Raw genomic sequence first — 12,721 nt, 5'->3', positions numbered from 1 at the left:
CCCGCCATGATGATCGACCATGCAGCCCGCGATGCCGGCATCGCGATCAATACCTATACGACGGTGCTGCGGCGCCCCCAGGTCCCCCATGATGTCTTCGCGACCTATTGGCGAGACGTGCATGGTCCGCTGTGCTCGCGCGTGCCGGGGCTCGGCTGGTACGTCCAGTACCACCTCGATCGCGAGCAGGATGCCCATCTCTGGCCGGCGCGGGACGGGATCGCCGCCTTTCCGGATTACGTACTGGACGGCGGTGTCGAGATCGGGTTCGCCAGTGCGGCGGACCAGCAGGAGTTCGACGCCGCATCGTCGATCCTGTTCGCCGACGAACAGAACATGTTCGCCGCCACCGTCGCCTATGCGCTGCCGCATGGATCGCGGACGCTGGTCGACCGGATCGCCGATCCCAGCCCCAACGGTCCTGACGGGCTGGACCGGATGCACGTCCATTTCAGCCCCGGCAATACCGATCCGGATGCGTTCGTGGGCTTCATGACGCGCTTCGCCGCCATGTTGGCCGACGATCCCGCGCTCCTGCGCGTGCGGCTTCACCTTCCCGATGCCTATGACAATGCCGATCCCGCCCCACCCGCGCCCAACGTCGCCCACCAGGTGCCGCCCGAGCGTGAACGCATCGCCGTGCTGGACCTCAGCTTCGCCACGCCACTGACCCGGCGACGCTTCTTCGCCTCCGACCGCTTCACCGCGACGGTGGCCGAACAACAACGGCATATCGGCCATGCCACCGCCTTCGCGGTCAGCGGTATGTACACCTATGTCCGTGACGGGGAACTGACGCTGGCGGGCCTGCGGGGAAGCCGGCCCGCGCAGTTGATCGAACGGCTGGGCGCGGTCAACCAGACCCGGGCGGATGTCCGCCACCTGCTGTTGACCGGCGAAATCTGAGGCCCCGCCGGGAGGGGGCGACGCGCATCCCTATAGCGCGATGCGCGTCGCCTCCTCCCCCAGTCCTTCGAACAAGGCGATCTCCGTCCCCGTCATCCAGGTCTGGCCGCGTCCTTCCAGCCGCATGAACAAGGCCGCCCGTCGCTGCGGATCGAGATGCGCGGCGACCTCGTCGAGCAGCAGCACCGGCGCACGGCCCGTCCGCTCCGCCACCAGTTCGGCATGGGCCAGCACGATGCCCAGCAACAGCGCCTTCTGTTCGCCGGTGGAGGCGAGCGCCGCCGCCCGTCCCTTGTCGAGATGCGTCACCGCCAGATCGGCGCGGTGCGGCCCGGTCAGCGTCCGTCCCGCCACGGCATCGCGCCGCCGCCCCATCGCGAGCGCCTGCGCGAATCCGTCCGCCGCCACCGCCTCGCCGATCAGGGCCAGCCCCGCCCGTGCGAACGGCCCCGCCGGCACCGTCGCCAGCCGCTCCGCCAGCAACGTCACCGTCTCGTGCCGCGCCGCGTCCAGCGCCGTGCCATGTTCGGCCATCCGCGCCTCCAGCGCGGTCAGCCAGTCGGGGTCGGCCGGCCGGTCCCCCGCCAGCAGCCGGTTGCGTTCCCGCATCGCCGCCTCGTACCGGGTCGCGTGCAGCGCGTGGCCCGGCGCCAGCGCGAGCGTCAAACGATCCAGAAAGCGCCGCCGTTCACCGGCCGGCTCGACGAACAGCCGGTCGGTGGCGGGCGTCAGCCACAACACGGTCAGCCATTCGGGCAGCGTCGTCGCTGGCGTCGCCGCCCCCTGCACCCGCACCAGCCGCCGGTCGGGCGCGCTCGCCAGCGTGCCCGTCGCGACCGCCACATCGTCCGCCACCGTCGCGGCGATGCCGAACCCGCCCGCCCCGCCCTGCCGCGCCATCGCCCCCGGCATCGCGCGGCGCAGGCCACGCCCGGGCGCCAGCAGCGACACCGCCTCCAGCACGTTGGTCTTGCCCGCGCCGTTCTCGCCCGTCAGCACGACGAAGCCGGCCCCGGGCGCGATCGTCAGCGTGGCATGGTTGCGGAAATCGGTCAGGACCAGCCGGGACAGCGGGGCACCACTCATCCGGCCACGTTACCGTTGGCGCGCCCGGACCGGGCGAGGGGATGATCTGGACGTCGCATCCCGGATGTCATGGCATCCGCTCCCCTCCGTTGAAAGTCCACCACCGGTCATGGCACGACCGGTAACGAACGAACCTCGTGTCCGACCCCCGCGCCGGTTGCCACACGCACAGTTGGGGCGGGCCCGGTGCCCACCACATGACCTTCCCGGAACAATACGGGTGATGGCGAGGTGATCTACCCGTAACCCATTCCACTCATTCGATCCGGCGGGGGTGACGGGCCGGCCCGACCGCCTTAGGGTCGATCGATGGCTGGCATCATCGATCGTTTCCTGCCGGCAAGACGCTGGACACCGGCGCGGTACCGCGCCCTGCTGCGCGCGCGCGGCCCGCAATCGGTGCAGTTCCGGACGCGGGCGGCGATCCTGATCGGGGCGATCCTGATCGGGATCGTCGCCACGCTCTTCGCGGAGGCGTCGGACCGGGCCGGGGCGGCCTTCGCCCGCTACGCCGCGACCTGGCACTGGCTGCCGCTGGCCACCACGCCGCTCACCTTCATGGGGCTGGTCTGGATCACGCGGCGTTATGCGCCGCTGGCGCGCGGGTCGGGTATTCCGCAGGTGATCGCCGCGCAGGCGAACCCCAACCTCGCCACCCGGACGCTGATCTCGATCCGGACGGTCGCGGCAAAGGCGGTGTTGACGATCGGCGCCGTACTCGCCGGGGCATCGGTGGGGCGCGAGGGGCCGACGGTACAGCTCGCCGCGGCCGTCATGGGGCTGACCCATCGGATCGTGCGCGTGCCGCTGCGCGGCGGGGTGTTGATCGCAGGGGGAGCGGCGGGGGTCGCGGCGGCGTTCAACACGCCGCTGGCCGGGCTGCTGTTCGCGATCGAGGAACTGGCCTCCGCCTACGAACAGCGGGTGACGCTGCTGGTCCTCGTCGCGATCGTCATCGCCGGCATGGTCGCGCAATCGGTGCAGGGCGATTACATCTATTTCGGCGCCATCGGCGCGCATCTGCCGCTCCTGTCCGCCCTGATCGTCGTGCCGGTCGCCGGGGTGGCGGGCGGTCTGGCCGGCGGGCTGTTCTCGCGGATCGTGCTGACGATGGCGCTGGGTCGCAACCGGGTGACGCGCTGGTCGCGCGCGCATCCCGTCCGGTTCGCCGGCCTGTGCGGCGTCGTGGTCGCGTGCCTGGGTGTAGGCACCGGGCTTACCTGGGGCACCGGCTATCCGGCCGCGCGCGCGATGATCGTCGGGGTCGATGCGCCGGTATGGTTCGGCCCGGCCAAGCTGCTCGCCACCGCGGCGACCGCGATCGCGGGGCTGCCGGGCGGCATCTTCGCGCCGTCGCTCGCCGTCGGCGCGGGAGTCGGCAACCTGTTGCGCGGCGCCTTCCCCGGCGAGCCGGCCAGCGCGGTCGTGATCCTCGGCATGGTCGCCTATTTCGCCGGGGTGGTGCGCGCGCCGCTGACTGCGGTCATCATCCTGTCGGAGACGACCGCCAGCCGCGGCCTGATGCTGCCGATGTTCGCGACCGCCTTCATCGCCGATGCCGCCAGCCAATGGGTCTGCCGCGAGAAACTGTACCATGGCCTGTCGCGGACGTTCGCCATGACGGAGACGCCGACATCGCCCCGACCATGAAACGACTCCTGTTCCTGCCGCGCCGCTGGCTGGCCACCGCCACCAGGGGCGTCGATCATGACGGCATCCTGCGACAGATCGCCGACGAGGCGGGATGGTCGGGCCGCTACGTCTTCCTCATCGTGATCTCGGCCGCGATCTCGCTGCTCGGCCTGCTGATGCCCTCGGTGGCGGTGCTGATCGGCGCGATGCTGTTGTCGCCGCTGATGATGCCGATCATCGGCCTGGGTTTCGGCATCGCCACACTCGATTTCCACGAGATCCGTCGTGCCGCGACTGCGCTGGCGCTGGGATCGGTCATCGCGGTGACGATGTCGGTCGTGCTGATCCTGCTCTCTCCCGTCCAGACCATCACCAGCGAGATCGCGGGGCGGACGCAGCCGACGCTGTTCGACCTGCTCGTCGCACTGCTTTCCGCCATCGCCGGCGGCTACGCGCTGATCCGCGGGCGGGGCGGCACGGTGGTGGGCGTCGCCATCGCCATCGCCCTGATGCCGCCGCTGGTCGTGGTCGGCTTCGGGATCGCGACGTGGAACTGGGTCGTCTTCTCCGGCGCGCTGCTGCTGTTCCTGACCAATGCGATCACCATCGCGCTGACCGCCGCGCTCGTCGCGCGCTGCTACGGCTTCGGCAGTCACCTGTCGCCGCATCATACCGGGTGGCAGCTCGTGCTGTTCGCGGTGGCGATCGGCCTGTTGTCGGTCCCGCTCGGCGCCGGCCTGCGCCGCATCGCCTTCGAGGCGGTGGCGCAGCGCCAGGTCAGGGACGCGCTGGGTGACGATTTTCCCCCCGGCGCCCGGCTCAGTCAGGTCGAGATCGATCACGGCATCGATCCGGTCCGGGTCAGGGCGGTGATGCTGACGCCGCGGATCGAACCCGATGCGGATCGCAAGCTGGCCGCCGATCTGCGGCGGCGGCTGGCCCGCGCGGTCGATGTCCATATCGATCAGGTCCGCATCTCGCCGGAGAACGGGGCGGTGGAGGCGGCACAGATCGCCCGCGCCGGCCATGGCGAGGCCCTGTCGGCCGCGACGGCGGCGCGGGCGCGCGACCGCGCGGTGGCGGACGTCGCGATGATCGTCGGGGCCGCCCCCGCCACGGTGCGGGTCGACGAGCCTGCCCGCACGATCCGCGCCACCGCCGCGCCGCTGCCCGGCCTGACGGTTGCGGGCTATCGCGATCTGGAACGGCGCGCGGATGCCGCGGCCGCCGGCTGGCAGGCGATCGTCGCGCCACCGGACGACGTCGCCCTGCCCCTCGTCGCGATCAGATCGGGGGTAATCGACGATGCCGCGCTCGGTGAGGCCGGCTGGGTCTCCGCCCGCCTCGCCCGCACCCTGCTGGTCGACGGCGCCACCCTGCGCCAGCGGACCGCCGTCGCGGGGGGGATCGTCGCGCGCGGTGGCCTCGCCGCGCCGGGCCGGCCCGGCGGGCGCCTCCGTCTTCGCTGGATGCCACCGGCGGCGGAATGATCGTCACGGCCCGGCGATGCCATCATCGTCGACCGCCCCGCGAGAAGGCGGGTGACACCGTGACACCCGCCGCCTAGCATCGGGCAGGTGCCCGTATCGGCACGGTCAGGCCGGAGACACACGCATTGAGCGGCATCGCCCTGTTCGCGGTGGCATTGACCTATGCGGGGCTGCTGTTCGTCGTCGCCTACCGGATGGACGGTCCGGTCGCGGGCCGGTTTCGACGGCGCTGGCGGGGCACGGCCTATGCGCTGTCGCTTACCGTCTACTGCACCAGCTGGACCTTCTACGGCGCGGTCGGCAGCGCCAGTGTCGGTGGCTGGTCCTACCTGCCGATCTATGCCGGGCCGATCCTGCTGTACGCGCTGGGTATCGGCTGGCTGGAACGGCTGATTGTCGTCGCCAAGCATGTCGGCGCGACCTCGGTCGCCGACTTCATCGGCGCCCGGTTCGGCCGCAGCCGGGGTGTCGCCGCGCTGGTGACGTTGCTGGCACTGGCGGGAACGGTGCCGTACCTCGCGCTTCAGCTGCGGTCGGTCGGCACCACCTATGCGCTGCTGTCGGGCCGTGCCTCGCCGTTGCTGCCGATGGCGGCGACCGCGGTGGTGCTGGCGGCGTTCGCGATGCTGTTCGGCACCCGACGCTACGAGGCGGCGGGGCAGAATCCCGGCGTGCTGTTCGCGGTCGCGGTCGAATCCGCCGTCAGGTTGATCGCCTTTCTGGCGATCGGCTTGTTCGCGGTATTCGCGGTCGCGTCGGTGCCGGCGGCGACGCGGGCGGTCGCGGTCGACCGGCTGGCGGGGCTGTTCGCACCGGATCGACTGGGGGTGGACGTGGTGGTCACGACGCTGCTGGCGGGCGCCGCCGCGATCTGCCTGCCGCGCCAGTTTCACATCGCGGTGATCCAGGCGCACGACGCGACGGACATCCGGCGGGCGCGCTGGCCGTTCGTCGCCTATCTGGCGTTGTTCAGCCTGCTGGTGGTGCCGATCACGCTGGCCGGCGTGGCGGCGGCACCGGGCGGCATCGCCGACATGCTGGTCATCACGCTGCCGCTCCAGGCGGGCGAGCGGGCATTGGCGCTGCTCGTGTTCGTCGGCGGTTTCTCCGCGGCGACGGGGATGGTGGTGGTGGAAACCATCGCGCTGTCGACGATGGTGTCGAACGACCTTGTCGGACCGCTGCTGGTCCGTCGTCTGGCGATCGCCAGCGAGGCGGATGTCGGTGCCGTGCTGCTGCGGGTGCGGCGGACGGTGATCGCGGCGCTGATGGCGATCGCGCTGGGCTATGCGGCGGCGATGCCGGACGGCGTGACGCTGGCGGGGATCGGGCTGGTTGCGTTCGGCGCGATGGCGCAGTTCGCCCCCGCGCTGGCGATGGCGGTGGCGGCGGATCGCCGCGATGCCCCGGCGGCCAAGGCGGGGCTGGTGACGGGCTTCGCGATGTGGGCGATCTTCGTCCTCGCGCCCGCGCTGGGTGCCGCCGCGCCGTGGCGCGGGCTGACCGACGCCACCGGGTTGAGCGCGCCGGTGGCGGGCGCGGCGTGGAGTCTGGCGGCCAATCTGTTCGTCCACGCACTGGTCGCGGCGCGCGGTGCGCGGCGTCCCCGCCTGACGATCGCGCGGGCGGACCGTGCCGGTGCGGGCCAGCTGAAGACGCTGGGCGAGCTGGTCGAATTCGTCGCGCGGTTCGTCGGCCCGGACAAGGCGGCCTATGCGCTGGCGGGCGATGCGGGCGCGTCGGTCGGCCGGGCGCAGGCGCGCAGCGCCGAACGGCTGGTGGCCAGCGTCGTCGGCGCGCCCTCCGCGCGATCGCTGATGGCCTCGGCGCTGTCGGGCGCGTCGCTGAACGCCACCGACGTGGCCCGGATGCTCGACGAGAGCGGGCAGAGCCTGCAATTCTCGCAAGGGCTGCTCGCCGCGACGCTGGAGAATATCGATCCCGCGGTCAGCGTCGTCGATCGCGATCTGGCGCTAGTCGCCTGGAACACCCGTTATCTGGAGATGTTCGGGTTCCCACCGGGCATGATTCGCGTCGGCGCGCCCGTGGCCGATGCGATCGCGTTCAACGCGCTGCGCGGCGAGTGCGGCCCCGGCGAGGTCGACAGTCATGTCGAACGGCGCCTCGCCAACATCCGCCGCGGCCGGCGGCACAGCTTCGAGCGGACCCACGCCGACGGGCGCGTGCTGAAGACGGTGGGCGGGCCGATGCCCGGTGGCGGCTATGTCATGTGCTTTTCCGATGTGACGGCGGAGGCACAGGCGCGCCGCGTGCTGGAAAGCGCGCGCGCCGATCTGGAGGCCCGCGTCGCCCTGCGCACCGCCGAATTGACCGCGGTCAACATCGACCTCGCCCGCGCGACGGCCGACAAGACGCGCTTCCTGGCGGCGGCGAGCCACGACCTGATCCAGCCGCTCCACGCCGCGCGGCTGTTCACGGCCGCGCTCGACCGGGAGCTGGGCGGCCATCCCCTGGCCGGGAAGGTCGACCAGTCGATCGTCGCCGCCGAACGCCTGCTGCGTGCGCTGCTCGACATTTCCCGGCTCGACGCGGGCGGGATCGAGCCGGTGGTGCGGCCGCTCGCGCTGCGCCCGCTGTTGCGCGAACTGATCGACGGCTTCGCGCCGCAGGCCGCGGCCAAGGGGCTGACGCTTCGCCTTGCCCCCGGCGACGCGGTGGTGGCGAGCGACCCCGCGATGGTCCGCTCGATCGTGCAGAACCTGGTGTCCAACGCCGTCCGGTACACGATGCGCGGCGGCGTCGTCGTCGGCCTGCGTCGACGGGCGGCACATATCGTGATCGAGGTGTGGGACAGCGGCCCCGGCATCCCGTCTGCCGACCGGCAGCGCATCTTCGGCGAGTTCGAACGGCTGGAAAACAGCGACGATGTCGGCGTCGGACTGGGGCTGGCGATCGTCGAGCGGACAGCGCGACTGCTCGACGTGCCGCTCACCCTCACCAGCGCGGTGGGGCGCGGCAGCCGGTTCGCGGTGGCCTTGCCCCGGACCACGGCAGCGCCGGCCCCGGTCAGCGCACCCTCGCCCCACGGCATCGCCCGCCCCGCGACGATCCTCGTCGTGGATGACGACAGGCGGGTGGGCGATGCGATGGCGGCGATGCTGGCCGCCCGTGGGCACTGGGCGATCGCCGTCCGCGACGCACCGGCCGCGATGGCGGTTGCGGAACGTTATGACGCGGCGCTGGTCGATTTCCATCTGGGCGGTGCGCTCGATGGTCTCGCATTGATCGCCGCGCTGCCCGCCATCCCGGCGGCGCTGGTGACCGCCGATCCCGATCCGGCGCTGGCGCAGCGCGTCGCCGCGCAGGGGCTGGCGCTGCTCGCCAAGCCGCTCGATCCATCGGCGTTCGATGCCTGGCTGGCGAACGCCCTCAGTCGGTAACGCCGAGCCCCAGCGCGCGGGCGGCCAGCGCGGCCTGGGTGCGGTTGGTGACGTCCAGCTTGCGCAGCACTGCGGTCATGTGGGCGCGCACCGTCGCCTCGCTGATGCCCAGATCATGGGCGATCTCCTTGTTGTACCGCCCGTCGAGCACCCCCAGCAGCACCTTGAGCTGGGTCGGCGTCAGCGACGCAACGCGGGCCGCCGCGTCGCTGATCGCGTCGTGCGGCCCGCCCTCGTCCGCCGCCACCGCTTCGCCGTCCAGCGCCGCCGCCACCGCACGCTCGATCGCGACCAGATCGGCGTCCTTGCCCAGGAAACCGACCGCACCGAACCGCCGCACCTCGGGCAGCGCCTGTGCGGGATCGGCGCTCGACACGACGAGGATCGGCACCGCCGGCCGTTCGGCATGGAGGAGTGCCACTCCCGAATAGCCCGTCGCCCCCGGCATCTTCAGATCGAGCAGCATCAGCAGCAGGTCGTCCGTTTCCGCCGCGAGCGTCGCGGCGCGGGCCAGCGTGCCCGCCTCCACGATCCGCGCCATCGGGCGCACCGTCGTGACCGCCAGCGCCAGCGCCTGACGGAACAGCGGATGGTCGTCCGCGATCAGGATCGTGCCGGTCAGCCGACGCGATCCCGGACCAGCGCATCGACCACAGACGGGTCGGCCAGCGTGGAGGTATCGCCCAGGCTCGACGTGTCACCCTCCGCGATCTTGCGCAGGATGCGGCGCATGATCTTGCCGCTTCTGGTCTTGGGCAGGCCCGGCGCGAACTGCAGCGCATCGGGCACGGCGATCGGGCCGATCTCCTTCCTGACCCATCGGCGCAGTTCGTCGCGCAGCTCGTCGGACGGCGCGGTGTCCGCATTCAGCGTCACATAGGCGTAGATGCCCTGCCCCTTCACGTCGTGCGGCATCCCGACGACCGCGGCCTCGGATACCTTGGCATGGGCGACCAGCGCGCTCTCCACCTCGGCGGTGCCCATGCGGTGGCCGCTGACGTTGATGACGTCGTCGACCCGGCCGGTGATCCAATAGTCGCCGTCCGCATCGCGCCGCGCACCGTCGCCGGTGAAGTACTTGCCGGGATAGGTCGTGAAATAGGTCTGCACGAACCGTTCGTGATCGCCCCACACGGTGCGCATCTGCCCCGGCCAGCTATCGGCGATGACGAGATTGCCTTCGGTCGCGCCCTCCAGCACCTGCCCCTCGGCATCCACCAGTTGCGGCTGCACGCCGGGCAGGGGCTTGGTGGCGCTGCCCGGCTTGGCGTCGGTCGCATGGGGGGAAGGCGCGATCATGATCCCGCCCGTCTCGGTCTGCCACCAGGTGTCGACGATCGGGCAGCGGCCATCGCCCGCGACGTCGTGATACCAGCGCCATGCCTCCGGATTGATCGGTTCGCCGACGCTGCCGAGCAGCCGGAGCGAGGCGCGCGACGACCGCTTCACCCAGTCGTCGCCCTCGCGCATCAGCGCACGGATCGCGGTGGGGGCGGTGTAGAAGATGTTGACGCCGAGCCGGTCGATCGTCTCCCAGAAACGGCCATGATCGGGATAGTTCGGCACGCCGTCGAACATCACCGTCGTCGCGCCGCTGGCCAGCGGACCGTAGACGACATAGCTGTGGCCGGTCACCCAGCCCACATCCGCCGTGCACCAGAATACCTCGCCGTCGCGATAGTCGAACACGTCGCGGAACGTCTTGGTCGCCCAGACCAGATAGCCGCCGGTCGTGTGCAGCACACCCTTGGGGCTGCCGGTCGAGCCGGACGTGTAGAGGATGAACAGCGGGTCCTCCGCGTTCATCAGCTCGGGCGTGCAGTCGGGCGCGGCCTGCGCCATTGCCTCGTCGTACCAGAGGTCGCGGCCCGCCGTCATCGCCACGTCCCCGCCCGTGCGCCGCACGACCAGAACACTGGCGACATCGGGGCAGTTCGCGAGCGCGGCATCGACATTGGCCTTGAGCGGAATGCGCTTGCCGCCGCGGCAGCCCTCGTCCGCGGTGATGACGATCCGCGATCCGCAATCGCGGATGCGGCCGGCCAGGCTGTCGGGCGAAAAGCCGCCGAACACGACGGAATGGACCGCGCCGATCCGGGCGCATGCCAGCATCGCCACCGCGGCCTCGACGATCATCGGCAGGTACAGCGTCACGCGGTCGCCCTTCGCCACACCCTGCGCCTTCAGAACGTTGGCGAAGCGGCAGACCCGTTCGTGCAGGTCGCGATAGGTGACGCGCAGCGTCTCGCCCGGCTCGTCGCCTTCCCAGACGATCGCGACCTGATCGCCGCGCGTGGCCAGATGCCGGTCCAGGCAGTTCGCCGACACGTTCAGTTGCCCGTCCGCGAACCAGCGGATGCGGAAATCGGCGGCGTCGAACGATGTGTCCTTCACCTCGCGATACGGCACGATCCAGTCCACGCAGCGGCCATGGTCGCGCCAGTAGCCGTCCGGGTCGGCGGCGGCCGCGGTGCGGGCGCGGTCCAGGGCATCTGCGGGCGCATCGGCGCTCTGGTCGTCGGGCCGGTGGATCGCGACGGACATCACTCTCTCCTGATCTACTATTGCTGCGCGTTCTAGGGACTGGCGGCGGCGAGCGGTATACGACGTTTATCGCGGTTCCACAGCACCAGTCGCTGGGCGATGATGCCTGCAAGAAAAGCACGGGTACGCCCCGTCACGGCAGGAGAGGCGGATGAGCGGGCGCGCATATCGAATGCCACGGCCATGGGCGCTGTCGGGCGTCGCCGCGCTGGCCCTCACGCCGATCCCGGCACATGCCCAAAACGTCAGCGCGCGCGAAGCGGCGCTGGAGGCGCGGCTGAAGATGCTCGAACAGGCGGTGGTCGATCTCCGTGCCGAACTGGCCGGGCGACGCGGGACGGCGGCCACCTTCCCTTCGCCACCGCCGCCGGTACAGGCAGCACAGGCCCCCTCCACCCCGACGCAACCGGCACCCGTCGCGGTCGCATCCGGCCCGACGCGCGAAGCGGCCAATCCGCAGGTGGCGAACAGCGGCATCGCCGGCCGTCCGACCGCCAACAGCGCCGCCACCGGCACGGCGACGGCGTCGAACGACGGGTTCCGGATGGGCAACACGACGGTGAAGCTGGGCGGCTTCGTCCGCCTCAACGTGATCGGCAGCCGGTACAGCGACGGCGAGGTCGCGGTCGGTGGTCTGGGCAAGGAGTTCTTCCTGCCGCAGCAGATTCCCGTCGGCGGCGGCTTCTCCAGCCAGGACCTGCTGTTTTCAGCACGTCAGACGCGGCTGGTGTTCAGCACCGCGACGCCGGTCAACGGCATCGAGGCCAAGACGCTGGTCGAGTTCGACTTCGCGCTGGCGACCGCGCCGGTCGGCGCGCAGCGGGCGACCAATCCCTATGTACCGACCTTCCGGCGTGGCTTCATCGAATATGGCAACCTGCTCGTCGGACAGGAATGGTCGACTTTCCAGAACCTCGGCGTGCTGCCCGAAACCACCGATTTCGTCGGGCCGCTCGACGGCACCGTGTTCAACCGGCAGGCGCTGATCCGCTACACGATCCCGCTGCGCCCTGGCCTGTCGCTGCAGGTCGCCGCCGAAAACGCCACCACGCAGACCGCGCTGCCGACCAACCCCGCGCTGGTCGATACCGACGACGACCGGCTGCCCGACATGGTCGCGCGGATCAACTGGAAGGCGTCGCTGGGCGAATTCGCGCTGGCCGGCATCGCGCGCGAGATTCGCACCGACACGCTGGGCGTCGGCCATTCGACGTTCGGCTGGGGGCTGTCGGGATCGGGCAGGATCCCCATCGGACGACGCAACGACCTGCGCGTCATGGCGACCTATGGTCAGGGGATCGGCCGTTATCTGGGGCTTGGATACGTACCGGATGCCATTTTCGGCGGGACGGTGCAGCGGCTGGCACGGATCGACAATTTCGCCGGTTTTGCGGCGTTGAAGATCGGCTGGACCGATACGATCCGCTCGACCTTCATGGGCAGCTACCAGTCGGCCGACTATCCCGATGGCATCGCGGTGACCGGCCTGTCCAACGCCAGATCCTATGGCGGGGCGGCCAACCTGTTCTGGTCGCCGGGCAAGGGCTTCGACATCGGCGTCGAATACCGGCACGCCGTCCACGAATTGCTGTCGGGCGACACCGGGGCGCTCGACCGCCTGGAATTCGCATTCAAGTTCGGTTTTTAAAACAATCAGGGAGA

8 protein-coding genes are annotated in these 12,721 nt (G+C 70.8%); 5 read left to right on the top strand and 3 right to left on the bottom strand.

Annotated features, from left to right (window positions below; translation table 11 throughout):
- The first annotated feature begins 9 nt into the window (after positions 1–9).
- Positions 10–906 (top strand): EthD domain-containing protein, encoded by an 897-nt coding sequence (locus tag ABD719_RS02400; RefSeq protein ID WP_344691761.1) that lies wholly within the window; start codon positions 10–12, stop codon positions 904–906.
- 30 nt (positions 907–936) lie between these two features.
- Here ABD719_RS02400 and recF read toward each other — a convergent pair whose 3' ends face one another.
- Positions 937–1,992 (bottom strand): DNA replication/repair protein RecF, encoded by a 1,056-nt coding sequence (gene recF, locus ABD719_RS02395; protein ID WP_344691760.1) that lies wholly within the window; start codon positions 1,990–1,992, stop codon positions 937–939.
- 309 nt (positions 1,993–2,301) lie between these two features.
- Between recF and ABD719_RS02390 the strand changes: the two genes are divergently transcribed.
- The 3 genes from ABD719_RS02390 (at position 2,302) to ABD719_RS02380 (ending at position 8,515) form a co-directional block, all read left to right on the top strand.
- On the top strand, positions 2,302–3,642 hold the full coding sequence (locus ABD719_RS02390) for a chloride channel protein (protein ID WP_344691759.1): 1,341 nt from the start codon (positions 2,302–2,304) through the stop codon (positions 3,640–3,642).
- A complete protein-coding gene (locus ABD719_RS02385; protein WP_344691758.1) occupies positions 3,639–5,114 on the top strand; it encodes a DUF389 domain-containing protein in 1,476 nt (491 codons plus the stop codon). Before ABD719_RS02390 ends, ABD719_RS02385 begins: the two co-directional genes overlap by 4 nt.
- A 125-nt stretch (positions 5,115–5,239) precedes the next feature.
- A complete protein-coding gene (locus ABD719_RS02380) occupies positions 5,240–8,515 on the top strand; it encodes a hybrid sensor histidine kinase/response regulator (RefSeq protein WP_344691757.1) in 3,276 nt (1,091 codons plus the stop codon).
- On the opposite strand, the gene ABD719_RS02375 is transcribed toward ABD719_RS02380, so the two are convergent.
- Positions 8,505–9,137 carry a LuxR C-terminal-related transcriptional regulator gene (locus tag ABD719_RS02375; RefSeq protein ID WP_344691955.1) on the bottom strand — a complete coding sequence of 211 codons (633 nt, stop codon included), beginning with the start codon at positions 9,135–9,137 and terminating at the stop codon, positions 8,505–8,507. The genes ABD719_RS02380 and ABD719_RS02375 overlap by 11 nt on opposite strands.
- Entirely contained in the window at positions 9,134–11,059 is a 1,926-nt protein-coding gene (acs, locus tag ABD719_RS02370) for an acetate--CoA ligase (protein ID WP_344691756.1), read from the bottom strand. The genes ABD719_RS02375 and acs overlap by 4 nt, the downstream gene beginning before the upstream one ends.
- A 151-nt stretch (positions 11,060–11,210) precedes the next feature.
- On the opposite strand from acs, the gene ABD719_RS02365 reads away from it, so the two are divergent.
- Complete coding sequence (locus tag ABD719_RS02365; RefSeq protein WP_344691755.1) at positions 11,211–12,707, top strand: DcaP family trimeric outer membrane transporter; 1,497 nt, start codon at positions 11,211–11,213, stop codon at positions 12,705–12,707.
- Positions 12,708–12,721: the final 14 nt, after the last annotated feature.

This window comes from Sphingomonas cynarae, assembly GCF_039537815.1.
GTDB lineage: Bacteria > Pseudomonadota > Alphaproteobacteria > Sphingomonadales > Sphingomonadaceae > Sphingomonas > Sphingomonas cynarae.
Note: the sequence above shows the minus strand (reverse complement) of the source record. Positions and strands in the feature narration are given on the sequence as shown.

What these genes read in the sequence shown, in the direction of transcription:
- ABD719_RS02400 (WP_344691761.1), top strand. Translation starts at nt 10, where the DNA reads ATGATCGACCATGCAGCCCGCGATGCCGGCATCGCGATCAATACCTAT.
- recF (WP_344691760.1), bottom strand. Translation starts at nt 1,992, where the DNA reads ATGAGTGGTGCCCCGCTGTCCCGGCTGGTCCTGACCGATTTCCGCAAC.
- ABD719_RS02390 (WP_344691759.1), top strand. Translation starts at nt 2,302, where the DNA reads ATGGCTGGCATCATCGATCGTTTCCTGCCGGCAAGACGCTGGACACCG.
- ABD719_RS02385 (WP_344691758.1), top strand. Translation starts at nt 3,639, where the DNA reads ATGAAACGACTCCTGTTCCTGCCGCGCCGCTGGCTGGCCACCGCCACC.
- acs (WP_344691756.1), bottom strand. Translation starts at nt 11,059, where the DNA reads ATGTCCGTCGCGATCCACCGGCCCGACGACCAGAGCGCCGATGCGCCC.
- ABD719_RS02365 (WP_344691755.1), top strand. Translation starts at nt 11,211, where the DNA reads ATGAGCGGGCGCGCATATCGAATGCCACGGCCATGGGCGCTGTCGGGC.